Source organism: Bacillus fungorum (assembly GCF_002746455.1).
In the GTDB taxonomy this organism is placed as follows: domain Bacteria; phylum Bacillota; class Bacilli; order Bacillales; family Bacillaceae_G; genus Bacillus_A; species Bacillus_A fungorum.
On sequence record NZ_NWUW01000018.1, the window covers coordinates 14926 to 37612 of the forward strand.

The following is a 22687-nucleotide window of genomic DNA, read 5'->3' on the forward strand; positions in this document are numbered from 1 at the left end:
AATCATGATAGATTATAAATATGCATAACGCATCAAAAGACATGACAAAAGGAAGGGGAACTACATGAGTACGCAGATGTTAACTTTAACTTCAATCTCTATCTACATGCTCGGGATGTTAGTAATTGGCTATTTCGCCTATAAACGAACGTCCAACTTAACAGATTATATGCTTGGCGGGCGTACACTAGGCCCCGCAGTAACAGCATTAAGCGCTGGAGCATCCGATATGAGTGGTTGGCTTTTAATGGGCTTACCCGGTGCAATGTTTAGCGTTGGATTAAGTAGTAGTTGGATTGCGATCGGCCTGACACTAGGCGCATACGCAAACTGGCTATATGTCGCTCCTCGCTTACGTACCTACTCTGAAATTGCAAATAACTCTATTACTATCCCAGAATTTTTGGAACACCGTTTCCACGACAAATCTCACATGCTACGTTTAGTATCCGGACTTGTTATTATGATTTTCTTTACTTTCTATGTAGCTTCAGGATTAGTTTCAGGTGCTGTATTATTTGAAAATTCATTTGGCATGAACTATCATGTTGGATTATTCATTGTTGCAGGCGTTGTTGTAGCTTACACATTATTTGGTGGTTTCTTAGCAGTAAGTTGGACAGACTTCGTGCAAGGAATCATTATGGTAATTGCTCTTATTCTTGTTCCTATCGTAACAATTATGAACTCGAACGGACTTGGACCTGCATTTGATACAATTCGTGCTGTAGATCCAACACGTTTAGATATTTTTAAAGGCGCTTCTACTTTAGGGATGATTTCTTTATTCGCATGGGGTCTTGGTTATGTTGGACAACCTCATATTATCGTACGCTTTATGGCAATTTCGTCTGTAAAAGAAATTAAAAGCGCACGAAGAATTGGTATGAGCTGGATGATTTTCTCTGTTGTCGGAGCTATGTTTACTGGTCTTATCGGTATTGCTTACTACTCACAACAAGAGTTAACATTATCTAACCCAGAAACAATTTTCCTTGAACTTGGAAAAATTTTATTCCATCCACTTATTACTGGATTTTTATTAGCAGCTATTTTAGCAGCTATTATGAGTACAATTTCATCTCAATTACTCGTTACTTCTAGTGCTATAACAGAAGATTTATATCGTACATTCTTTAAACGTTCTGCTTCTGATAAAGAACTTGTATTTGTCGGTCGTATGGCTGTACTTGTTATTGCATTAGTTGGGTGCGCTTTAGCGTTTAAACAAAATGATACGATTTTAGCTCTTGTTGGATACGCTTGGGCTGGATTTGGTTCCTCATTCGGACCTGCTATTTTATTAAGCTTATATTGGAAACGTATGACAAAATGGGGCGCACTTGCTGGTATGATTTCTGGTGCCACCACAGTAATTATTTGGACTCAATTCAAATTCTTAAAAGAAGTTTTATATGAAATGATTCCTGGTTTCACTATTAGTTTACTAGTAATCGTAATTGTTAGTTTACTAACGCAACCTTCAAAAGAAGTTGAAGAGCAATTTGAGGATTTCGAAAAACAACATAGTCATAATCTATAAAGGAAAAGCTCTGCTATCGTAATAGCAGAGCTTTCTTTATATCAAAGTTCGACAATCTTCTGCGCGAATTTAACAATTTCTTTATGTTTCGTTAAATTAAACGTAACACTACTCCTTTATAGTAGTACTATCAGCACTTATACAGAAAGGGGACTCCAACATGTTAGCAGCTTTCCAGCAACAACAAACACGAAAATTTTCACCTATCACCAATACTTCTGCGTCTTGTTTGAGCATACAACCTAATCCACCTAAAATTTCAATTGCTCCTTCTGTTATTTCAGTCATCGGTGTTCATATGGAAAAAAATAAATTAAAAGTAAGAACGGGACAAAGCACTGAGTTATCAGCTTCCGTTTTGCCAATGCAAGCGACGAATAAAGAACTTATTTGGACAAATATGAATGCTGATGTTATCACACTGTATCCAAAAGGGGATACGGTAACGATTACTGGAAAAAGTGCCGGAAGAGCAGTCGTAATTGTCACAACTGCTGAAGGAAAGTTCCGTGACCTATGTATCATTCATGTACAACCTTATATGACAAACCCAAAGTAAAAGAGTGGCTTCCGAGCTACTCTTTTACTTCATTTCAATGTGTGGATTTTTACTTTTAACAAGATTGATGAATTGCGCTTTATCTTTAGGAGAAATAATTTCTGTTTGATGCGCGCCGTAAACAATTTCAAGTCGATCAAATGATAAAGCATGAGCCGCAATTGGATTTTTCGTATTTGAAATTTGTTTTATATCTCGTATAAATATGCGCTTTTTCACGAAACCGGATCTAATAGTAATTGTTTCTTCTCCGACGATGTATTTTGTTGAAAACCAACTCCAAATAAATAATATGGCTAACGGAATTGTAAAGAATAAAAGAAAATATTCTCTCCCTGCAAATATGGGAGCAAAACACGCTCCAATGATAACGAAAAAAATCGGATATAACCATACATCTTTTTTTGATGGAAATTCCACTAAACTTCTCCTCTCTTGATTTAAGTCAATGTATCTTCTCTTCTTCCCTATTACAATGAAAACAACATTAGAATAGGAGGACATATTATGACTGAACGAAAGTATGCCTTATTTGCTGGCTCTTCTCTTCTTGTTATGGCATTCATTGCATTTTTTTCTTACGGTTTTGTTCATGGAACTCTCGTTGTACAAGAAAACGCGAATACCACATTCCATAATATCCAAACTTCAAATTCACTTTTCAAAGCAGAAATCTTCGGGTGGATTATCATTTTCATTACTGATATTGTCGCCGCGTGGGCTCTTTATTTCTTTCTAAAACCGATTCATACTAGCCTCTCATTACTAGCTACCTTGCTTCGTCTTATGTATACAGCGATACTTGGAATCGCTATATTCAATCTAATATTAGTATTGCTACTTTCAAAAAGTACGATTGCGAATCCAGAAGCATATACGATGTTATTTCTCAATGCATTCGCATACATTTGGTCTGTAGGATTAATCATTTTCGGCTTACATCTTTTCGTTTTAGGTTATATCGCTTTTCTATCTAAACATATACCGAAATGTATTAGCCTACTACTATTCATCGCTTCTATCGGTTATATTGTAATTCACGTCATGAATACGATGTTTTCACAGTACGATACAGTGATCTCAATCATACAAGCGTTGTTCCAATTGCCAATGATTGCAGGTGAATTAAGCCTTGCGATATGGCTACTATTAAAAGGGGGGAAATCCATTACTTAATTCGCTTTTTAATTCGACTTAATGATTCTGGTGTAATACCAAGATAGCTCGCTAGCTGATATTGCGGGACACGATTGCTTAAATGCGGGCGTTTTTGTAATAATGCTTTATATCGCTCTTCTGGTGTCGATGAGATAAATAAAGCAAGTTCATCTTGTACTTCACCGAACTTATACTCAATCATTTTTCGCGTCATTTCTTCTAATTGTGAGTATTTATTATACATGTCCTTTTCACTATGAAGGTTCCCAACAACTACTATACAATCTTCTAAACATGTTAACGTATATGAGGATGATTTATCTTGTTTATGATGATTAAAATTTGTGATTGCTTGTTCTTCTGTATAAAAATTAGATGTAACCCCTTTCCCTGTTTCATCTATACAATGTTGCCTCACACATCCCTTTAATACAAAATAACATTTCGAAGGAACATCTCCTTGCCTTAGGAGCACGGTTCCTTTTTTATATTCTTCAATTTGTAATTCACTGAGAATCATTTGCTGCTCTTCTTCGCTTAATATTGTAAATCTATTCATATACTTCTTTAATATCTCTTCCATTTCCCTCCCCCTTCTACGCCCGTATTTCTATAAAACAAAAAGAGAAGTATCACAACTTCTCTTTTCTCTCCTAACATTATAATTCCTGTGTATACGCCGGCTCGTTTACTACATTTTTTGCTGTTCGTTTTTGTTGCTGTAGTAAGAAAACAGATACACCAAACAATACAAGCACGCTACCGATAATTTGCATTACATTTAATCTTTCCCCGAGTAAGAAGAACGCTAGTATAGATGCTCCAACTGGTTCTCCCAAAATACTCATTGAAATTGTTGTTGCATTTACGTAGTTTAATAACCAATTATTAATGACGTGTGACACTGTTGGCACAACCGCAAGTAAAAGAAAAACAGTCCAGTCCCACTTCGTATAACCTGTAAAAGGCACTTGCAATACTATATTATAAATCCCCATAAAAATACCTGCGAATGCAAAAACTGTAAAGCTGTAAATCCAGTGTGATACTTTCTTTACTGTCGTTTGCCCGATAAATAAATAACCGACAACCGCTATTACACTTAAAAAGGATAATATATCTCCGTAAATTGCTTGTTCACTTAGCCCTAAATCTCCCCAGCCAATACACATTACGCCTAGTATCGCGATTCCCATTGTCGCAATGGCTGAGTATGTTGTTCTTTCTTTAAATAAGAAAAAACCTCCAACTAAAGATACGATTGGTTGAAGCGCTAAAATAATCGTCGAACTAGCAACTGTCGTATGCTTTAAAGATTCAAACCATAAAAGAAAATGAAGTGCTAAAAAGAAACCAGATCCAATTAAAAATCCCCAATCTTTTATTTGAATCTTACTAAACTCTTCCCGTTTTTTCCAAACGATAGGCAGCATAATAAGTACGATAATCCATAATCGGTACATACTTAATATTGAAGATGGTGCTGAGGACATCTTTACAAAAACTGCTGCGAATGAAATGGCTATAATGGAAATTGCTAATGGTAGTGCGATTGACCTTTCTTGTTTCAAATTCCGTCTCCCCTCTCGCCTGTCAAAAATCCCACTTCATTATATCCGTTTTCTTTCCTAACTTAAATACTAATTTTTTAGATTCTTCGTACCATTATGGTAAAATAGAAACGAAAGCACCTATTAGTGAATATTTCTTTCTTTTTCACTACAAGCGTCGCTCTTACAATCATTACAGTAAATTTTTATTTAGGGGGATCTACATGAATCAAACAATAGGGAGAATTGAAGAGATTTCATTTTACAGTGCATCACTTCAAGAAGATGTTACACTTCTCATTTACTTACCAGTAAATTACACACCACTGCACAAACATACAATTGTAATTGCACAAGATGGTAGAGATTATTTTCAGCTTGGTAAAGCGCACCGTGTAATTGAGCGCCTTCGTGAAACTGAAGAAATTGACCGTACAATTATTGTCGGTATTCCATATAAAAATGTACACGATCGTAAAGAAAAATATTTCCCAAATGAAGTTAAAAACGCTGCGTATATTCGTTTCCTTGCTCATGAACTTGCACCGTATATCGATGAAAATTATCCAACGTACCAAATGGGAAAAGGTCGTGTGCTAATTGGTGATTCCCTTGGCGGAACAGTTTCCTTTATGACTGCACTTATGTATCCGCATACATTTGGTAAAGTCGTTATGCAATCACCATTTGTGGATGAAACAGTAATGAACTTAACAAAAGACTTCAAAAATCCGGAGGCGCTAGAACTTTATCACGTCATTGGGACAAAAGAAACAGCTGTAAAGCGTACGGATGGACAAGTATCTGATTTCGTAAGGCCGAACCGTGAGCTTAATACGCTTCTGACAGATAGAAATTTCATCACGCATTACGAGGAGTTTGAAGGTAATCATACGTGGAAGTATTGGCAAACTGATTTACCGAAAGCTTTCTCTCATATGCTATCAATGAAATAATAGAGAGCAGTATTCAGAATAATTTGATATAATAGATTAAGAGAGTTATTTTCTCAAAATCTAACTAGACTTACAAAGGGAGGAATTGGAACATGAAATTAGGCATTGTAATTTTTCCATCTAAAATGATTCAAGATAAAGCGAACGGATTGCGTAAACGTTATGATCCGCACTACGCATTAGTTCCGCCACATATTACATTGAAAACACCCTTTGAGACGCAAGATGATCAACTAGAATCGATTGTCAACGAGTTACATACAATCGCAAGTAAAACGAACCCTTTCACCCTTCATGTTGGAAAAGTTGGTTCATTCGCACCTGTTAATAATGTTCTTTATTTTAAAGTAGAAAAAACACCTGAACTTACTTTCTTAAATGAGGAAATGCATAGCGGATTCTTTACACAAGAACGCGAATACGCTTTCGTACCTCATTTAACAATAGGACAAGGCTTATCAGATGCAGAGCATGCTGATGTATTAGGTCGATTACGTATGAAAGATTTCTATTATGAGCAACCAATTGACCGCTTCCATCTTCTATATCAATTAGAAAATGGAACATGGACTGTACACGAAACATTTCACCTTGGAAAGGGGAACAACTAATTTGCACGCACAGATCGTACAAACGGACGAACAACTAAGAGATGCATTCTCTGTACGTAAGCAAGTATTTGTGAATGAACAACAAGTTTCTGCCGAAGAAGAGTATGATGAGTTTGAAGAAACTTCCATACACGTTGTTATATATGATAATGATGTTCCCGTTGGTGCTGGCCGTTTTCGCACCCTTGATGGAATAGGAAAAATGGAACGCATTTGTGTACTAGCTTCCCATCGTAAAAAAGGCATTGGAAAAATTGTTATGGATGCACTTGAAGCATATGCGAAGGAAAACTCACTACCAAAATTGAAGCTGCATGCCCAAACACATGCTGAAGATTTCTATAAGAAACTTGGATATATAACGAATTCTGATGTATTCATGGAAGCAAATATTCCTCACATCGTTATGATAAAAGAATTGTAATTTGAAAACAGGAGGTATCCCCTCCTGTTTTTTTACATTGCTATTTTCTTTTTCTTCCGCTAAAGTTAAATGTTGATGCTATAGTTTTGAAGGTGAATATATGACACAAGAAAAATTTTCACAAAAATCATTAACGCACGCTGACATTCCACGTGCAACATATCATATTCCTAAAACATCTACCCATTTAATTATGGAAGAAGATGCAGATGCGGCATATTTCCGCGCACTCGAACAACAAAATGTATTTTTAAACGAAAAACAATTAGAGGCCGTGCGAACGACAGAAGGTCCTGTTCTTACATTGGCTGGTGCCGGAAGCGGGAAAACATCTGTTTTAACAACTCGCGTCGGTTATTTAGTAAATGTAAAACAAGTTCATCCTAGAAATATTTTATTGCTTACATTTACACAAAAAGCGGCTGAAGAAATCCGAAATCGTGTCGCAAATTTACCAGGTATGAATCATGCAGCAAGTAGCTACGTTGTTGCTGGTACATTCCACTCTGTCTTTTTAAAATTACTTCGTAGCCAAGGATATAATCAGCAAATTTTAGCAAATGAAAAGCATAAGCAAATTATGCTCAAGAAAATTTTAAAAGAGTTACGTTTAAAAGACGATTATGATGCTGAAACGATGCTCGCGATGATTTCACTTGAGAAAAACAAGTTGAATCGTCCGAAAGATATAAAAGCAAAAACACCCGTTGAACAAGAATTTAAAGAAGTATACGAGCGTTTTGAAGAAGTGAAACAACGATATAATTATATCGATTTCGATGACATCTTATTAGAAACATATTATATGTTAGAAAATAATGCTCCTTTGCTTACCCAATTACAACAACGTTTCCACTATATTGAAGTAGATGAGTTCCAAGATACATCGTATGCACAATATGAAATTGTAAAATTGTTAGCTTCGCCAAGAAATAATTTGTTTATCGCAGGTGATGATGATCAGGCGATCTATGGTTGGCGAGGAGCAAGTCACCAAATTATTTTATCTTTTCCAAAAGAATTTGATAACACTACGATTATTGCACTTAATACGAATTATCGCTCCAATCCTTTTATCGTCGGACTTGGAAATGAAGTTATCAAACTAAATCAAGAGCGTTTTGATAAAGAACTATATTCGGTGCGCGAAGAAGGTGTACAACCTTTTTACGCAAGACCTGCTACGACTCTTGATGAAGCAAATCAAATTTTGCAGCTCATTCAAGAAAAAGTAGATAGCGGTGAACGAAACTATAAAGATTTTTGTTTACTGTATCGTACCCATTCTGTAAGCCGTTCGTTACTTGATCAGCTTACCATTCATAAAATCCCGTTTATTAAGCACGGTGCGAGTCAGTCATTTTATGAACATTCTTTAATTAAACCTGTATTAGATCATTTACGGCTCGTAATTGAACCATTTCGACTAGAATCACTTTCAAATATATTACCAACGATGTACATCGGGCGTGATGATTGTATTTCATTTATTGAACGTGAGCAATGGAAATATGGTGAGGGGCGGTTCCCTTCTCTTCTTCATTTCTTACTATTAAATCCAAGCTTAAAACCTTTTCAAGTGAAAAAGGTAAATGAGCGTATCGATTTTATTAAATTTATAAAAGAATTAGAACCGAAAAAAGCATTAAAAGAAATTATTCATGGGAAAGGAAAGTATTTAGAGTACTTACAAAGTAACGATCGTTCTTCTTTTACGATGCATAAAGATATACAAGAAGAAATGTTAGAAGAATTAATGGAGTCGGCAAATCGTTTCACCGATATTCCAGCTTATTTACAATTCATTGATGAAGCAATTCAAGGTCAAAAGGAAATGGAAGCATTAAAAACAATGCTGCAAAAAGATGCTGTTTCGCTTATGTCTATTCATAACGCAAAAGGCCTTGAATTTCCATGCGTCTTTTTACTTGGAGCGAGCGATGGTATTCTGCCTCATACTTCGTCTTTAAAAGATGCAAATGATCGTATTACAGAGACTTCTGAAGCTTTAGAAGAAGAACGCCGACTACTTTATGTCGCAATTACACGTGCAAAAGAAGAATTGTACATTTCCTCTCCGCAATTTTTCAGAGGAAAAAAATTAGATATATCTCGTTTTTTATATACTGTACGAAAAGATTTACCTGAAAAGACATCCACTAAATAAGGATGTCTTTTTTTTATATTGCATTATGTACATCCCTCCTATATAAATTCCCTGTTTTCATCATGATAATTAACGTAATATCAACCATATCCCACTCATATTGTAATAGTGTATGTCAGAACTCACGAGAAGGAGTGAACATAATGAGCTGCAATTGTAACGAAGATAATCAACATGATTTTGATTTCAATTGTGTATCAAATGTCGTTCGTTTTATACATGAACTGCAAGAATGTGCAACGACAACATGTGGATCTGGTTGCGAAGTTCCATTTTTAGGAGCACATAACACTGCATCAGTAGCAAATACACGTCCTTTTATTTTATACACAAAAGCCGGAGAACCATTTAAAGCATTTGCACCAACTGCAAGCCTTACTAGCTGCCAATCTCCAATTTTCCGCGTAGAAAGTATAGATGATGATGATGATTGTGCTGTATTACGTGTATTAACTGTAGTATTAGGTGATAGCTCCCCTGTACCACCTACTGATGACCCAATTTGTACGTTTTTAGCTGTACCAAATGCAAGACTAGTATCAACCTCCACTTGCCTTACTGTTGATTTAAGTTGCTTCTGCGCTATTCAATGCTTACGTGATGTTTCTATATAAAACTAAATACTGATTTAAGCATGGATTGGGTGGCAGAATTATCTGCCACCCAATCCATGCTTAAAGAGTATGATTATGTAAATTTCTTAAAATTGGGAACTTGTCTAGAACATAGAACCTGTCCTTTTCATTAACTGAAAGTAGAAACAGATAAAGGAGTGAAAAACATGTTCTCTTCTGATTGCGAATTTACTAAAATCGATTGCGAGGCAAAACCAGCTAGTACACTACCTGCCTTCGGTTTTGCTTTCAACGCGTCTGCACCTCAGTTCGCTTCACTATTTACACCACTATTATTACCTAGCGTAAGTCCAAACCCAAATATTACTGTTCCTGTAATAAATGATACAGTAAGTGTTGGAGATGGCATTCGAATTCTACGAGCTGGTATTTATCAAATCAGTTATACATTAACGATTAGTCTTGATAACGTTCCTGCTGCACCAGAAGCTGGTCGTTTCTTCTTATCATTAGGTACGCCAGCTAACATTATTCCCGGATCAGGTACAGCGGTTCGTTCTAACGTTATTGGTACTGGTGAAGTAGACGTATCCAGCGGTGTTATTCTTATTAACTTAAACCCTGGTGACTTAATTCAAATTGTACCAGTTGAATTAATTGGAACTGTAGACATCCGTGCAGCAGCATTAACAGTTGCACAAATTAGCTAGTAAAAAGCGGTATTTCTAATACAGAAATACCGCTTTTTATATGTATAATAAAAAACACTCACAATAACATGAGTGTTTTATTCTTCATATTGTTTTATTGTGTTCTTCTTTTTCCCACAATTACATCCCTTTTTCTTCACAAATCCTTGTTGCTGTAATTGTTCTTGATATGCCTGTTGTTGCGCTTGGTGTTGTTGCTGTATATGATACCATTGCTGCAGGTCATATGAATTTTGCCTTGGATTATTACTCACAGCAAACATCTCCTCTACTCTCAATTCTGTCTATTTACTATATGAACAACTTGTTATTTCCGTTCCCTCATTCTTTTAAACTCCGCTTTTTCTCGTATTATGAAAATATATTATTCTCCCATAAAATATCCTGTAATCGTTTCAATGATTGCGGCTGCACCTGCAATAGCTAATAATGCAAGTAACGGCTCCGCAACGATAGGAATCCAATTATATAAAACTAGTAAAAAAGCACTAACCCATACACCTGTACACCAATAACAACTTAATAATTCACCAATCCACTTTCTTAATCCTTTACCTTTTACTTTTGTAAACGTTGATATACTTCCATCCGGCTCCGTAATCTCTAGCTCATCAATAAACGGTCTTCGTAAAAAGGCTGTAATTTTATCATAAACGATTAAACGAGTGAGCCTAAAAGCAGCTAACGCGAAAATAAAAAATAAAAGCCAGCTTGTAAACAGCATGATTCCACCTTCCCTTATCTTCTTTCGCCTATTTAAAAAAAAAGGTCTTGAGATTGTGACCAAATCTCCTCGACTCCAATATCTTATTAATGTAAATACAAACAAGAAGATAAGGAGTGACATTAATGAGTTGTAACGAAAATAAACACCATAGCTCTTCTCATTGTGTAGTTGACGTTGTAAAATTCATCAATGAATTACAAGATTGTTCTACAACAACGTGTGGATCTGGTTGTGAAATTCCATTTTTAGGTGCACACAATAGTGCTTCAGTAGCAAATACGCGCCCTTTTATTTTATACACAAAAGCTGGAGCACCATTTGAAGCATTTGCACCATCTGCAAACCTTGTTAGCTGCCAATCTCCAATTTTCCGTGTGGAAAGTGTAGATGATGATAGCTGTGCTGTGCTACGTGTATTAACTGTTGTATTAGGTGATGGTTCTCCTGTACCACCTGGTGATAATCCAATTTGTACGTTTTTAGCTGTACCAAATGCAAGATTAGTATCGACATCTACTTGTATTACTGTTGATTTAAGCTGTTTCTGTGCTATCCAGTGCTTACGCGACGTTTCTATCTAATAAGTGAAGTAAACTAAAAAACTATTGGGGTGGTAGAAGGTTTCTACCACCTCTACATATTTAAAAGCCGGCCATACTAATTGATTGGATATCATCTATAGACAACCTAATATCTCTCATACTATTTTGCGGCATAATGGATACAATGCCATTACGATACGATATTATCGATCCAACATATGAGACTGTAGTTGTTTTTATTCTGCACCTTACTTTCGGAATGTAATGAGGGCGGTTTAATAAAAAATGAATTTTCTCTTCATTATTCATATCCTTAAATGATTTATTGTACGGGACTGTTCTCACTGGTTCTGGCTGCTCTTGTACTTGTTCCTCTTCTTCTATTTTTTCTTCGATTTTTTCTTCTACTTGCTCTTCTTGTTGTTGTTCTATTACCTCTTCCACAGCACTACTTACAACATTTTCGTTTCTATTACTTTTCTCTTTTGGATCCTCATTCTCAAAGTTTGTTAAGATAATTCTTTTTATTTTCGGTGCAGCAAGTTCCAAACTTACTTGCGCAATATATAACAACGGTTTTCCAACTGTTGAACTTTTATTTTTATTCTTCACACTCGTCCCTCCCACTTCCATACGTAGCTGAATAAATCGTGTACTATTATAGTTATATTCATAACGTGGCAAGAACTTTCGTTAAAAATCGTTCTTTCTAAGAACAAATAAAAAGGACAATCTCAACATTTAGAGATTGTCCTTTTAAATTTAATATCATATTTATCCTAAGATGTGATACCCTGAATCAACGTGAATGTTCTCTCCTGTTACGCCGCGTGCTAAATCACTGAATAAGAACACTGCTGTATCCCCAACTTCTTCTTGAGTTGTTGTACGACGAAGTGGTGCGCGCTCCTCAATTTCTCTTAAGATTGAGTTAAAGTCGCCTACACCTTTTGCAGATAACGTACGAATTGGTCCTGCAGAAATAGCGTTAACGCGAATGCCATGTTGGCCTAAATCGTTAGCTAAATATTTCACGCTCGCTTCTAATGAAGCTTTCGCAACACCCATAACGTTATAGTTTTTCACAACGCGCTCGCCGCCAAGATATGTTAACGTTAAAATATTTCCGCCTTCTGTCATTACTTTCTTCGCTTCTCTTGCTACAGCTGTTAAAGAGAATGCACTAATATTTTGTGCAAGTAAAAATCCATCGCGAGAAGTATCTACAAATTCACCTTTTAAGTCGTCACGATTTGCAAAAGCAATACAGTGTGCTACACCGTGAATCGTACCAACTTCTTGCTTGATTGTTTCAAAACAAGCTGTAAGCTCTTCATCATTTGTTACATCACAAGGTAATACAAGTGATTCTTGTCCTTCTAATGTGTCCGCTAATTCACGAACGTTTCTCTCTAAACGTTCTCCTGCATATGTGAATATTAATTTTGCACCTGCATTATGCAAAGATCGAGCAATTCCCCACGCAATACTTCTTTGGTTCGCAACGCCCATAACAACAAATGTTTTCCCTTGTAATAGTTCCATGATATATCCTCCCAGAAATACTTATACTTGTTATTAGTACCTGATACTATAATTATAGTACCATAAAACCTCTTAAAGGCAAACAAAAAGTCATTAACTTAAATTTTGTTAATGACTTTTTGTTTCTATAAAAAATCGCTCTAATCCTTCTTCCCAAGAAGGCATTTGTAAAAAACCATTTAATCGTAACATTTTATGTTGGAAAATAGAATATTTCGGCCTCGCTGCCGCCGCACCAAATTCGTCGGTTGAAACAGGTAATACATTCACTTTCATATTTGCATACGAAAATATTTTTTGGGCAAATTCAAACCAAGAGCATGAGCCTCTATTTGATACATGATACGTACCGTATAAAGAAGTATGAATGAGCTTATTAATAATCACATTTAAATCTGCCACATACGTAGGAGAACCGATTTGATCCGCTACAACAGATATTTCTGCTCTTTCTTTACCTAATTGCATCATCGTTTTCACAAAATTATTTCCATACTTACCATATAACCATGATGTACGAACGATAAAGTATTTATTATGTAACTCTTTGACAAACTGCTCTCCCGCATACTTAGAAGCTCCGTATATATTTATCGGTGCCGGATTATGAAATTCATCATATCCCTCTGGTCTGTCGCCCTGAAATACATAATCAGTACTAATATAAACTAACTTCGCCCCTACTAATTGTGAAGCAACCGCTACATTTCGAGCTCCTATTGCATTTATTACATAAGCAAGATCTTGTTCTTTCTCAGCATGATCAACCTTTGTATACGCTGCACAATGAATAATTATATGTGGCCTTATTTCTTGTACCACTTGCTGCACTTGGGATATATTTGTTATATCTAGTAACTTTTTATCAAATGGATATATGTCATATTCTTCAGGATTTAACTCTTCTTGTAGTTGCTTTCCCAATTGACCATTTGCTCCCGTTATGATAACCCGCTCTTTCATTTATATACCCCTTACTGTTTTAATGGTTTCCACCATTCCTTATTCTTCTCATACCATTGCACTGTTTCTTCTAATCCTTGCTCAAACGTATACTTTGGTTCCCAATCAAATTCATTCTTCATTTTCTTTGCATCAATCGCATAACGACGATCGTGTCCTAAACGGTCTGTCACATATTCAATATCTTTTTTCGTTTTTCCTAAGAGGGTAATGATTTGTTCCACAACATCTATATTTGTTTTTTCATTATTTCCACCTATATTATATACTTCTCCTATACGCCCCTTATGCAGAACAACGTCAATCGCACTACAATGATCCGTTACATGTAACCAATCTCTTACGTTTAATCCATCACCATATAACGGTAGTTTTTTTCCTTCCAGCGCATTCGTAACCATTAACGGAATTAATTTTTCAGGATATTGATACGGGCCATAGTTATTAGAGCAACGCGTTACTATAACCGGTAATTGATATGTTTTATAATAAGATAAAGCTATCATATCGGCACTCGCTTTGCTTGAAGAATATGGACTATTTGGAGCTAACGGGGTTTCCTCGGTAAATCGACCTGTTTTCCCTAAAGAGCCATACACCTCATCTGTTGATACTTGCACGAGTTTAATATGTGGATATTTTTTTACTAATTCTAATAAGGTGACTGTCCCAATTACATTTGTATCATAAAAAGGGATCGGATTTTCAATACTACGGTCCACATGTGATTCAGCTGCAAAGTTTACAATTACTTGAACGTCTCGCTCTTTTATGACATGTTCTAGCAGCTCCCTATTTTGAATTTCCCCTTTTACAAAATAGTAATTCGGATGATCTTGAATAGACTTTACATTATTTAGATTTCCACTATATGTTAATGCATCAAAATTAATAATTTTATATGTTTCATAGCTTTGTAACATATAATGCACGAAATTACTTCCAATAAATCCGGCCCCACCTGTTACTAATATATTCATAAACAACTCTCCTACTCAAAAACTATCTTCACATTCCTGAAGTGATGGTAATATTCGATCTTTGTCAGACAAAATAGGACTTGTTACCGGCCATGGAATTGCTAAGTCTTTATCGTCCCAAAGTACCCCTGAGTCATGATCGGCACTATAATACTCATCTACTTTATACATAACAATAGTATGCGGGACAAGTGTACAAAAACCATGTGCAAATCCTTTTGGCACTAATAATTGCCGATGATTATCCGCACTTAAAATATATCCTCTCCACTGTTTAAACGTTGGTGAATCTTTTCGCAAATCAACGATAACGTCATAAATTGCTCCTTGCATAACTTGAATAAGTTTCGTTTGTGCTTTCGGATTTTTTTGAAAGTGTAATCCCCGAATCGTTCCCGCTTCTGCTGAATAAGAAACATTATCCTGTACAAATAAATACGTAACTCCTAATGTTTCTAGCACCTTCTTATTATAGCTTTCAGTAAAAAAGCCTCGCTCATCTCCAAATAACCTCGGTTCTAACAATTTTGCGTCAATAAAGTTTGTTTCTATAACTTTCATATTCTCACCTATTCTCCGTTAAACTGTCTACCAAAGTTTATATCCCGTGCTAACGTATTCGCCTTTTGAAGAGAAACGTGAGTTCCCGCATCAGTCCACCAACCGCTCATTTCATTATAGGTAAGTGCTCCTCGTTTTAAATACCAATTATTGATATCTGTAATTTCAAGTTCTCCCCTTGCAGAAGGTTTTAATTCTTTGATATAAGAAAAGACTTTTGAATCATACAAATAAATTCCTGTAACTGCATAGGAACTTTTCGGCTCTTTCGGCTTTTCTTCAATTTCAATTATTTTTCGGTTTTCAATATGTGCTACACCAAATCTCTCCGGATCATCTACAGATTGCAGCAGTACTTTCGCACCTTCTTTTTGATTTGCAAACTCTTCAACGTACGGACGAATGTCATCTGAAAAAATATTATCCCCTAATATAACTACCATACGATCGCTCCCGACGAAATCCTCACAAAGCCCTAATGCTTGTGCAATTCCGCCAGCCTTATCTTGCACACGATACGTAAAGGACACGCCAAACTCTTGACCACTTCCTAAAAAACTAACAACATCCCCCATATGCTCTTTACCTGTAATAATCATAATATCTGTAATCTCGCATTGTTTCAGCTTATATACCGCATGATAAATCATTGGATAACGTCCAACAGGAAGCAAATGTTTATTTGTTACTTTCGTTATTGGATATAATCTCGATCCTGTTCCACCTGCTAAAATAATTCCTTTCACCCTGCATCTCTCCCTTATGATGGAGATAGTATATCTTTGTAATGTTCTACAAGCACTTTCCGATACTTTTCATATGTATCCCCATCAAACTCATCTCCGTTGTAATGAATACACCATAAATTTGCTTGATTCGGGATACCAATTAAATAACCAGCCTTTTGAAACTCTAGAGACTGCGACACATCATAAAAGTGGAATCCCTGAAACAAATCTTCTCGCCATGGAATATCATATTGTGTGGCCATGAGTAAACCGTCAATTGCCTGAACTGACATAAATGATTGATTATCATAAAATATCTGATCTAAATTCAATAATTGATAATTCTGTCTTCTATACTCAATCACTTTCCCTACTAAATTTTTCCCTTCCCACCATATCCCGTTACTCGGTAAAAATTGAGCACCAGCTACTCCAATTAAACCAAGTTTTTCATTTTCTTTAAAAAGAGAAATGAGTGTATAAAACATCTCTCGATTAATGAGGTAAGTATCTTGATGTATATACACTTTGTACTTCGCTGGATATGAAAGCGCTCGGTTGTACGCACTTGCCATACTTTTTGCATCGCGTATCGGAAAAATTTGCACAGCATAGCCAGGGGGAACAAAAAGATTTCTTATTTGTCTCTCGCATTGTTTGAACATCTCTTCATTATTTACACAAACAACGACTAATATTGTATAATCTTTCACTTTGTAATCACCCCCCCTATTCTTCCTTCCTTCTTTCCATCTGACATATAGTGCTCCACAAATATTTTTCTGTACTTTTCGTAGTTCGTCATATTTATATCAAAATGATAATGAATACACCAAGCATCACGCTGTACAGGTACACCGACAGTATATCCCGCTTTTTTAAATTCAAACGATTGAGATACATCATAAAAATCAAACCCGTCGAATAAGTCATCACGCCACGGAATGTCATATTGTGTTGCCATCAGTAGCCCATCAATACATTCTACAGGAATAAACGTTTTTGATTCATGGAATGGTTGCTCTAAACTTGCCATATAAAACAAATCATTCATATAACCAATGACCTTTCCTACAATTCCATGCCCTTCGTTCCATACACCAGTCGGAGGAACATATTGCGCTCCAACCATCCCAATCATACCAAGGTGTTCATGTTCCTCAAATAATTGAAGTAATCCGTATAAAAAAGCCCTATTTATAATAAAAACATCTTGATGTAAATACACTTTATACTTCGCTGGATGCGAAATGGCTTGATTGTATCCACTCGTCATACTTTTCGCATTTCGAATCGGCATAAATTGGACAATATACCCTGGCGGTACTAACAATTGCAATATATGTCGCACGCAGTTTGCATACAATTTCCGATCATTTATACATGTAACAAATAATATTGTTTTGTCTGCAGCACTCATAATTGTGATTTTTCAGCTTCAATAATATACTGAAATACAACTGTCTCAGCCATGAAGCCACTTCCAAGACGATATTTTTTACAAATTCCATATAACTCCTCAATAAGCGGCTCATACATTTTATGATCAACATATACACGATCTACTTTACTAATAACATATCCTGCTTTTAAAAACATTCTTAGCATTTCATTAAATGTAAAGAAACGAATATGTGTTTTATCTAATAAACCATATTCTGTATACGTCCAGTTTCCGGCAAGTAAGGGAGCTAATACTGAAATATGAGCAACGTTTGGTATACTTGCTAAAATCACACCATTTTTCTTTATATATGGCTTAACCTTTTCAATCACAGCCCACGGATCAAATAAATGCTCTAATACATCTCCAAATAGGATGCAATCAAATTGCCCCTCCTCATAAGGAAGATCTATTTTTTCTATATCCCCTAAAATAACATGATCTAGTCTTTCTTTCGCTTTTTCTGCCGCCTCTGGAAATGCCTCAATTCCTGATACACGTGTACCATTTTCTTTAATAGCTGCTCCCAATGCACCGCTCGAGCAACCAATATCGAGAACTTCTTTCCATTCCTTCTTTATATGCTTTAATAAATTCGGATTCGCTGCATTATAATAATGCTCGGACTTTTCTTCATATAAAGTATTTTTTTCCCGATTCATTTCACACACTCCTTATGTAAATTGAATTTGAAATATAAATCTCATATGAATCCTATAAAGTGAAACTTTAATCAGCAATGGTTTTGTTCATTCCCACTGATTATTAGCCCACATCAATCGGTTATTTACGGACATCCTGATTCCTACAAATATTGTAATAAAAGATGTTATCTGTAGGGACTATATTACTGATACTCTAATATATAGCCCCTCTCTTAGAGTTAGAATAACTATAAGTCATTTCTTAAAAATGAAACTTATTACAATTTATATTGTTTATCAAAAAGGCTCCGAAAATATTTACGGTTATATTCAATTACAGCATTATTCGGGACATAAGAAGCTGCTAATTCATTGTAATAATACGCTTTGTCTTGCTCTCCTAACTTGCTATAACACATACACATTTGTAAATAGGGTAGCCATGTGTAGCTAGCTGGACTATGGAAAGGACTCTCCGTTGCTATTGGTACTTCCGTTGCAAGTTTAAACCAAAATATCGCTTCATTATATTTTTGTTGTTCCATATATATATGTCCTATTCTTGTACAATTCTCTCCTCTAGGGACATCATACCGAAACGACTTCACACAAGATTCGATTGCCTTCTCCCACATTCCGAGCTTGGCATAGCAATCTCCTAACTTACCACATGCATAAATCTTCTCTTCATACCATCCTTCATCTTGATTAAGAAATGTTTCATATAGAAGAACTGCATCATCATATTTTTGGTTATCCATAGATTCATTTGCGTAATAAAATAAATCTCTCGGACTCAATTCTTCTCCTGCAGCTACAGTATTTTGAAAAATTTTTAAATTACGATCTGTTACTTTTTTTTCTTTTTTATGTGTAATAGCAACATTACTACTAAAAGTCTCACCAGAAATAGCTAAATACTCATGAACCTTTCCAAACCATTGAAATTGTTTTTCACGCTTTACAAGCCGATTTCTTTTTGTACAATATAAAGGTTTCCCGTTAGAATCCATTGTAAGGTGATAAGGCATCGAAACAGCATCAATTTTAGGATCTAATTCCCTTTTTAAGAGTTTCAATGATTCTTGAGCATCTTCTAATAATACGTCATCTGCATCTAACCACAATATATACTCTTGCGTCGCTTTTGAAAAAGAAAAATTTCTTGCTGCTGCAAAATCATCAACCCACTGGAAATCATATATGTTAGGAGTGTATTTCTCTACGATTTCTTTCGTTCGATCGATGGAACCTGTATCAACTACTATAATTTCATCCACAATCTTCTCAACTGTGTCTAAACAACGGGCTATTGTCTCTTCCTCATCTCGAACAATCATACATAAACTAATTGTAATTCCTTGCTTGTTCAACATAATCACCCTCTTCCAAATCAATCATATGTTATACATATACTAAACTTTCCATTTTTTTTAATTATTCAAGTAGTTTAAGATTTCTTTTCAATAATTCAAATGTTCGTGTCATTTTCTTTCGGTTTCGCATCTACTATATAATGAACGCTTTATGGAGGTGATTTTATGTCAAATAATAATTATTCAGATGGATTAAATCCCGATGAAGCTTTATCAGCTAGTGCATTTGACCCTAATCTTGTAGGACCAACATTACCACCGATACCGCCATTTACTCTTCCGTCTGGACCTACCGGACCTACTGGACCTACCGGGCCTACTGGACCATCCGGGCCTACTGGACCTACTGGACCTACCGGGCCTACTGGACCTACCGGGCCTACTGGACCTACCGGGCCTACTGGACCTACCGGGCCTACTGGACCATCCGGACTAGGACTACCAGCAGGACTGTATGCATTTAACTCCGGTGGGATTTCTTTAGATATTGGGGTTAATAATCCAGTACCATTTAATACCGTTGGATCTCAGTTTGGTACAGCAATTTTCCAATTAGATGATGATACTTTCGTAATTAGTGAAACTGGATTCTATAAAATTACTGTTATCGCATATACTGTATCAGTAGGTATATTAGGAGGACTTTCAATTCAAGTAAACGGAGTACCTGTACCAGGTACCGGAACAAGTTTAATCTCAGTTGGAGCACCTATCGTAGTTCAAGCAATTACGCAAATTACGATGACTCCATCATTAGTTGAAGTAATCGTTACTGGGCTTGGGCTATCATTAGCTCTTGGTACGAGTGCATCCATTATTATTGAAAAAATTGCTTAATTTTTTACTTAGCAGTAAAACTGATATCAGTTTTACTGCTTTTTCAATGGTAAATTCAATCATTAAATCTCACTCTTCTACATAGTCATAATAGTGTATGACATTTTGCAGGAGGCACAAATATGGAAAATAAATCTGCTGTTCAACTTTATCTAGAGTTATTAAAGAAAACAATTTTATTTGAAATATGGCTGGAATACGAATCATACTTACCTGCTTCGTTACATATATCTAAGGAATTATCATATGAGCCAGTTACAGTTCCACTTCCTTTATTGATTAAGCAGTACGTAGAAAATCATAATTTAAAAATTATTGAACCTACCGTTTCAAAAAGCGAACGTCATGGTGGAAACGATTGGCCAAGAGCAGCACACAGTATGATTGGTCGAAAACGTATGAACCAATTACATGAAGCAATGGAAACGGTTGTTCGAGAGAATATAGCAGGTGATTTTATTGAAACTGGTGTATGGCGCGGGGGATCTTGTATTTTTATGAATGGTTTTTTACAAGCAAACAACATTACGGATCGTAATGTGTGGGTTGCTGATTCGTTTGAAGGTCTGCCGGCACCTAACTTAGAACAATATCCGAAAGATTATGGTGATTATTTACACACATTCGATTACTTACGCGTTTCTTTAGAACAAGTTCAAGAAAACTTTAGAAAATATGATTTATTAAATGATCAGGTGAAATTTTTAAAGGGCTGGTTTAAAGATACATTACCTTCAGCACCAATAGAAAAAATTGCAATTGCTCGCCTTGATGGCGATATGTATGAATCAACGATGGATAGTCTTGTAAACTTATATGAAAAAGTTTCAACAGGTGGATATATCATTATTGATGATTACGCATTAATAACATGTGCAGAGGCCGTAACAGATTTCAGAAATGAAAGAAATTTAAAAGCTCCTATGACTAAAATTGATGATTTCGGTATTTTTTGGCGAAAAGAATAGAATAAAAAATTATTTAATTGAGGGGTGCTATTACACTAATTTTATTCATGAGAAACAATCCTGTAATAAATAAAAGCAAAGCTCCCCTCACCATAAATTAGAAAATTCCTACTTTACTATAAGAAATGCGTGAATTTATGAACGAAAAGGAGAAGAAAATTACATTAATCCCACCTCCTACCTACAGAATTAGGACATTACGTATGGGAGATTGCACGAGTTCTAAAAAAATATGGAAAATATTTCATTACTTTCTTTTTAATTAACTCTGAATCATCCTATTACTTAAATGCAGGATTAAGCACATTAGTTTTTTATAATCAAATTAACAATTGTTATGTTCTGAATAAAGATATTCCTAATCCACTAAATAAATATGGTTTAGAAATAATAAATAATCCCCATTACAGTTCATGGTGTGGTAGAACTGTGTACACAAGTCATCAAGATATTATTCTTACAAAAAAATTGCTGAAAGATAGTTGTATATGACTAATGAAAAAAAATCCCCTCTCGTTTCTATCCTTATTCCCACCTATAACCGACCTTATTATTTCAAAATTGCTCTAGACAGCGCATTAGCACAAACCTATCCAAACATTGAAATTATTAGATGATAGTACGAATGATGAAACAGAAAGATTAATGAACACACATTATTTACCTAAGCATAAACACATAACTTACATTCGAAACGCCTATACTCTAGGACAATTTCATAACGCCCTTATGCTCGTAGAACAATCTAATGGAGAGTACATAAATTTTTTAATGGACGATGATGTATTTTATAGTAATAAAATCGAAAAAATGATGTTTTATTTCCACCAAGACTTAGATCAAAATCTCACACTTATTACATCCTATCGCACTTGGATTAATGATAATGGAGACATAATTGAACAACATCCCCCCATGAAAAAATTATACGCTGAAGATACACATGCACGTCTTTCCCATTGTTCAAATATAATTACAAAAGAACTCCGTACAATATAGTCCATCACAAGGGGGGACTATTCCTTCCTTGTGATGTATGGCTTCCCTCAAATAGTGGAATAAATGTAACGGTAGTCTGCTTACATATTATTTTTTTCATGATGCCATCCATACTCTTAC

The 22687-nt window shown here is 35.5% G+C and carries 27 protein-coding genes and 2 pseudogenes; 14 read left to right on the plus strand and 15 right to left on the minus strand.

Features of this window, described 5'->3' with window-relative positions; translation table 11 throughout:
* Nucleotides 1-64: 64 nt before the first annotated feature.
* Both putP and CO726_RS21215 read left to right on the plus strand, forming a co-directional pair.
* On the plus strand, nt 65-1543 hold the full coding sequence (putP, locus tag CO726_RS21210; RefSeq protein WP_099685603.1) for a sodium/proline symporter PutP: 1479 nt from the start codon (nt 65-67) through the stop codon (nt 1541-1543).
* Nucleotides 1544-1703: 160 nt separating this feature from the next.
* Nucleotides 1704-2102 (plus strand): Ig-like domain-containing protein, encoded by a 399-nt coding sequence (locus CO726_RS21215; RefSeq protein ID WP_099685604.1) that lies wholly within the window; start codon nt 1704-1706, stop codon nt 2100-2102.
* Between the two features lie 24 nt (nt 2103-2126).
* Here CO726_RS21215 and CO726_RS21220 read toward each other — a convergent pair whose 3' ends face one another.
* Nucleotides 2127-2522 carry a PH domain-containing protein gene (locus CO726_RS21220; protein ID WP_099685605.1) on the minus strand — a complete coding sequence of 132 codons (396 nt, stop codon included), beginning with the start codon at nt 2520-2522 and terminating at the stop codon, nt 2127-2129.
* 87 nt (nt 2523-2609) lie between these two features.
* Here CO726_RS21220 and CO726_RS21225 point away from each other — a divergent pair, with 87 nt between their 5' ends.
* On the plus strand, nt 2610-3278 hold the full coding sequence (locus tag CO726_RS21225; protein WP_099685606.1) for a DUF4386 domain-containing protein: 669 nt from the start codon (nt 2610-2612) through the stop codon (nt 3276-3278).
* Here CO726_RS21225 and CO726_RS21230 read toward each other — a convergent pair.
* Entirely contained in the window at nt 3271-3843 is a 573-nt protein-coding gene (locus CO726_RS21230) for a Crp/Fnr family transcriptional regulator (RefSeq protein ID WP_099685607.1), read from the minus strand. The genes CO726_RS21225 and CO726_RS21230 overlap by 8 nt on opposite strands.
* A 76-nt stretch (nt 3844-3919) precedes the next feature.
* Nucleotides 3920-4831 carry a DMT family transporter gene (locus CO726_RS21235; protein ID WP_099685608.1) on the minus strand — a complete coding sequence of 304 codons (912 nt, stop codon included), beginning with the start codon at nt 4829-4831 and terminating at the stop codon, nt 3920-3922.
* Between the two features lie 203 nt (nt 4832-5034).
* Here CO726_RS21235 and CO726_RS21240 point away from each other — a divergent pair, with 203 nt between their 5' ends.
* The 6 genes from CO726_RS21240 to exsF all read left to right on the plus strand — a co-directional run bounded on the left by CO726_RS21240 (nt 5035) and on the right by exsF (nt 10253).
* Nucleotides 5035-5766, plus strand: a complete 732-nt coding sequence (locus CO726_RS21240; protein ID WP_099685609.1) for an alpha/beta hydrolase — start codon at nt 5035-5037, stop codon at nt 5764-5766.
* A gap of 92 nt (nt 5767-5858) precedes the next feature.
* The gene (locus tag CO726_RS21245; RefSeq protein ID WP_099685610.1) at nt 5859-6377 is read left to right on the plus strand and encodes a YjcG family protein; all 519 of its coding nucleotides are present in this window, start codon (nt 5859-5861) and stop codon (nt 6375-6377) included.
* A gap of 1 nt (nt 6378) precedes the next feature.
* The gene (locus CO726_RS21250) at nt 6379-6801 is read left to right on the plus strand and encodes a GNAT family N-acetyltransferase (RefSeq protein ID WP_099685611.1); all 423 of its coding nucleotides are present in this window, start codon (nt 6379-6381) and stop codon (nt 6799-6801) included.
* Nucleotides 6802-6901: 100 nt separating this feature from the next.
* Complete coding sequence (locus CO726_RS21255; RefSeq protein WP_099685612.1) at nt 6902-8968, plus strand: ATP-dependent helicase; 2067 nt, start codon at nt 6902-6904, stop codon at nt 8966-8968.
* Nucleotides 8969-9111: 143 nt separating this feature from the next.
* Nucleotides 9112-9582: a spore coat protein CotY gene (gene cotY, locus CO726_RS21260; protein WP_099685613.1), complete on the plus strand. Its 471-nt coding sequence runs from the start codon at nt 9112-9114 to the stop codon at nt 9580-9582.
* 167 nt (nt 9583-9749) lie between these two features.
* A complete protein-coding gene (exsF, locus tag CO726_RS21265) occupies nt 9750-10253 on the plus strand; it encodes an exosporium protein ExsF (RefSeq protein ID WP_099685614.1) in 504 nt (167 codons plus the stop codon).
* Nucleotides 10254-10330: 77 nt separating this feature from the next.
* On the opposite strand, the gene CO726_RS21270 is transcribed toward exsF, so the two are convergent.
* Entirely contained in the window at nt 10331-10516 is a 186-nt protein-coding gene (locus CO726_RS21270) for a hypothetical protein (protein WP_029948404.1), read from the minus strand.
* Nucleotides 10517-10617: 101 nt separating this feature from the next.
* Entirely contained in the window at nt 10618-10977 is a 360-nt protein-coding gene (locus CO726_RS21275) for a DUF1360 domain-containing protein (protein ID WP_098758729.1), read from the minus strand.
* Between the two features lie 125 nt (nt 10978-11102).
* Here CO726_RS21275 and exsY point away from each other — a divergent pair, with 125 nt between their 5' ends.
* Nucleotides 11103-11561, plus strand: coding sequence for an exosporium assembly protein ExsY (gene exsY, locus CO726_RS21280; protein ID WP_099685615.1), 459 nt, complete (start codon nt 11103-11105; stop codon nt 11559-11561).
* A gap of 60 nt (nt 11562-11621) precedes the next feature.
* Here exsY and CO726_RS21285 read toward each other — a convergent pair whose 3' ends face one another.
* The 10 genes from CO726_RS21285 to CO726_RS21330 form a co-directional block, all read right to left on the minus strand.
* On the minus strand, nt 11622-12155 hold the full coding sequence (locus CO726_RS21285) for a spore coat CotO family protein (protein WP_098758874.1): 534 nt from the start codon (nt 12153-12155) through the stop codon (nt 11622-11624).
* Nucleotides 12156-12296: 141 nt separating this feature from the next.
* Nucleotides 12297-13067: an enoyl-ACP reductase FabI gene (fabI, locus tag CO726_RS21290; RefSeq protein WP_000421886.1), complete on the minus strand. Its 771-nt coding sequence runs from the start codon at nt 13065-13067 to the stop codon at nt 12297-12299.
* A 108-nt stretch (nt 13068-13175) separates the two neighbouring features.
* Complete coding sequence (gene rfbD, locus CO726_RS21295) at nt 13176-14030, minus strand: dTDP-4-dehydrorhamnose reductase (RefSeq protein WP_099685616.1); 855 nt, start codon at nt 14028-14030, stop codon at nt 13176-13178.
* Nucleotides 14031-14041: 11 nt separating this feature from the next.
* On the minus strand, nt 14042-15010 hold the full coding sequence (gene rfbB / locus CO726_RS21300; protein WP_099685617.1) for a dTDP-glucose 4,6-dehydratase: 969 nt from the start codon (nt 15008-15010) through the stop codon (nt 14042-14044).
* 15 nt (nt 15011-15025) lie between these two features.
* Complete coding sequence (rfbC, locus tag CO726_RS21305) at nt 15026-15571, minus strand: dTDP-4-dehydrorhamnose 3,5-epimerase (protein ID WP_099685618.1); 546 nt, start codon at nt 15569-15571, stop codon at nt 15026-15028.
* 8 nt (nt 15572-15579) lie between these two features.
* The gene (locus CO726_RS21310) at nt 15580-16317 is read right to left on the minus strand and encodes a sugar phosphate nucleotidyltransferase (protein WP_099685619.1); all 738 of its coding nucleotides are present in this window, start codon (nt 16315-16317) and stop codon (nt 15580-15582) included.
* Between the two features lie 14 nt (nt 16318-16331).
* Nucleotides 16332-17012 (minus strand): glycosyltransferase family protein, encoded by a 681-nt coding sequence (locus CO726_RS21315; RefSeq protein WP_098758723.1) that lies wholly within the window; start codon nt 17010-17012, stop codon nt 16332-16334.
* Nucleotides 17009-17719, minus strand: a complete 711-nt coding sequence (locus tag CO726_RS21320; protein ID WP_099685620.1) for a glycosyltransferase family protein — start codon at nt 17717-17719, stop codon at nt 17009-17011. The genes CO726_RS21315 and CO726_RS21320 overlap by 4 nt, the downstream gene beginning before the upstream one ends.
* Nucleotides 17716-18405 (minus strand): class I SAM-dependent methyltransferase, encoded by a 690-nt coding sequence (locus CO726_RS21325; protein ID WP_099685621.1) that lies wholly within the window; start codon nt 18403-18405, stop codon nt 17716-17718. The genes CO726_RS21320 and CO726_RS21325 overlap by 4 nt, the downstream gene beginning before the upstream one ends.
* 260 nt (nt 18406-18665) lie before the next feature.
* Nucleotides 18666-19763, minus strand: coding sequence for a glycosyltransferase (locus CO726_RS21330; protein WP_099685622.1), 1098 nt, complete (start codon nt 19761-19763; stop codon nt 18666-18668).
* 165 nt (nt 19764-19928) lie between these two features.
* Between CO726_RS21330 and CO726_RS21335 the strand changes: the two genes are divergently transcribed.
* The 4 genes and pseudogenes from CO726_RS21335 to CO726_RS21350 all read left to right on the plus strand — a co-directional run.
* On the plus strand, nt 19929-20600 hold the full coding sequence (locus CO726_RS21335) for a BclA C-terminal domain-containing protein (RefSeq protein ID WP_099685623.1): 672 nt from the start codon (nt 19929-19931) through the stop codon (nt 20598-20600).
* A gap of 122 nt (nt 20601-20722) precedes the next feature.
* Entirely contained in the window at nt 20723-21568 is an 846-nt protein-coding gene (locus CO726_RS21340) for a TylF/MycF family methyltransferase (RefSeq protein WP_099685624.1), read from the plus strand.
* Between the two features lie 168 nt (nt 21569-21736).
* A pseudogene (locus CO726_RS21345) lies at nt 21737-22060 on the plus strand (class I SAM-dependent methyltransferase); the annotation flags it as partial.
* A pseudogene (locus tag CO726_RS21350) lies at nt 22057-22510 on the plus strand (glycosyltransferase family 2 protein); the annotation flags it as partial. The pseudogenes CO726_RS21345 and CO726_RS21350, both read left to right, overlap by 4 nt.
* Between the last annotated feature and the right edge of the window lie 177 nt (nt 22511-22687).

Excerpts from the sequence above, each read along its gene's own strand:
- putP (WP_099685603.1), top strand. The coding sequence starts at position 65 with ATGAGTACGCAGATGTTAACTTTAACTTCAATCTCTATCTACATGCTC.
- CO726_RS21215 (WP_099685604.1), top strand. The coding sequence starts at position 1,704 with ATGTTAGCAGCTTTCCAGCAACAACAAACACGAAAATTTTCACCTATC.
- CO726_RS21225 (WP_099685606.1), top strand. The coding sequence starts at position 2,610 with ATGACTGAACGAAAGTATGCCTTATTTGCTGGCTCTTCTCTTCTTGTT.
- CO726_RS21230 (WP_099685607.1), bottom strand. The coding sequence starts at position 3,843 with ATGGAAGAGATATTAAAGAAGTATATGAATAGATTTACAATATTAAGC.
- CO726_RS21240 (WP_099685609.1), top strand. The coding sequence starts at position 5,035 with ATGAATCAAACAATAGGGAGAATTGAAGAGATTTCATTTTACAGTGCA.
- CO726_RS21245 (WP_099685610.1), top strand. The coding sequence starts at position 5,859 with ATGAAATTAGGCATTGTAATTTTTCCATCTAAAATGATTCAAGATAAA.
- CO726_RS21255 (WP_099685612.1), top strand. The coding sequence starts at position 6,902 with ATGACACAAGAAAAATTTTCACAAAAATCATTAACGCACGCTGACATT.
- cotY (WP_099685613.1), top strand. The coding sequence starts at position 9,112 with ATGAGCTGCAATTGTAACGAAGATAATCAACATGATTTTGATTTCAAT.
- exsF (WP_099685614.1), top strand. The coding sequence starts at position 9,750 with ATGTTCTCTTCTGATTGCGAATTTACTAAAATCGATTGCGAGGCAAAA.
- CO726_RS21270 (WP_029948404.1), bottom strand. The coding sequence starts at position 10,516 with ATGTTTGCTGTGAGTAATAATCCAAGGCAAAATTCATATGACCTGCAG.
- CO726_RS21275 (WP_098758729.1), bottom strand. The coding sequence starts at position 10,977 with ATGCTGTTTACAAGCTGGCTTTTATTTTTTATTTTCGCGTTAGCTGCT.
- exsY (WP_099685615.1), top strand. The coding sequence starts at position 11,103 with ATGAGTTGTAACGAAAATAAACACCATAGCTCTTCTCATTGTGTAGTT.
- CO726_RS21285 (WP_098758874.1), bottom strand. The coding sequence starts at position 12,155 with ATGGAAGTGGGAGGGACGAGTGTGAAGAATAAAAATAAAAGTTCAACA.
- fabI (WP_000421886.1), bottom strand. The coding sequence starts at position 13,067 with ATGGAACTATTACAAGGGAAAACATTTGTTGTTATGGGCGTTGCGAAC.
- rfbD (WP_099685616.1), bottom strand. The coding sequence starts at position 14,030 with ATGAAAGAGCGGGTTATCATAACGGGAGCAAATGGTCAATTGGGAAAG.
- rfbB (WP_099685617.1), bottom strand. The coding sequence starts at position 15,010 with ATGAATATATTAGTAACAGGTGGGGCCGGATTTATTGGAAGTAATTTC.
- rfbC (WP_099685618.1), bottom strand. The coding sequence starts at position 15,571 with ATGAAAGTTATAGAAACAAACTTTATTGACGCAAAATTGTTAGAACCG.
- CO726_RS21320 (WP_099685620.1), bottom strand. The coding sequence starts at position 17,719 with ATGAGTGCTGCAGACAAAACAATATTATTTGTTACATGTATAAATGAT.
- CO726_RS21325 (WP_099685621.1), bottom strand. The coding sequence starts at position 18,405 with ATGAATCGGGAAAAAAATACTTTATATGAAGAAAAGTCCGAGCATTAT.
- CO726_RS21330 (WP_099685622.1), bottom strand. The coding sequence starts at position 19,763 with ATGTTGAACAAGCAAGGAATTACAATTAGTTTATGTATGATTGTTCGA.
- CO726_RS21335 (WP_099685623.1), top strand. The coding sequence starts at position 19,929 with ATGTCAAATAATAATTATTCAGATGGATTAAATCCCGATGAAGCTTTA.
- CO726_RS21340 (WP_099685624.1), top strand. The coding sequence starts at position 20,723 with ATGGAAAATAAATCTGCTGTTCAACTTTATCTAGAGTTATTAAAGAAA.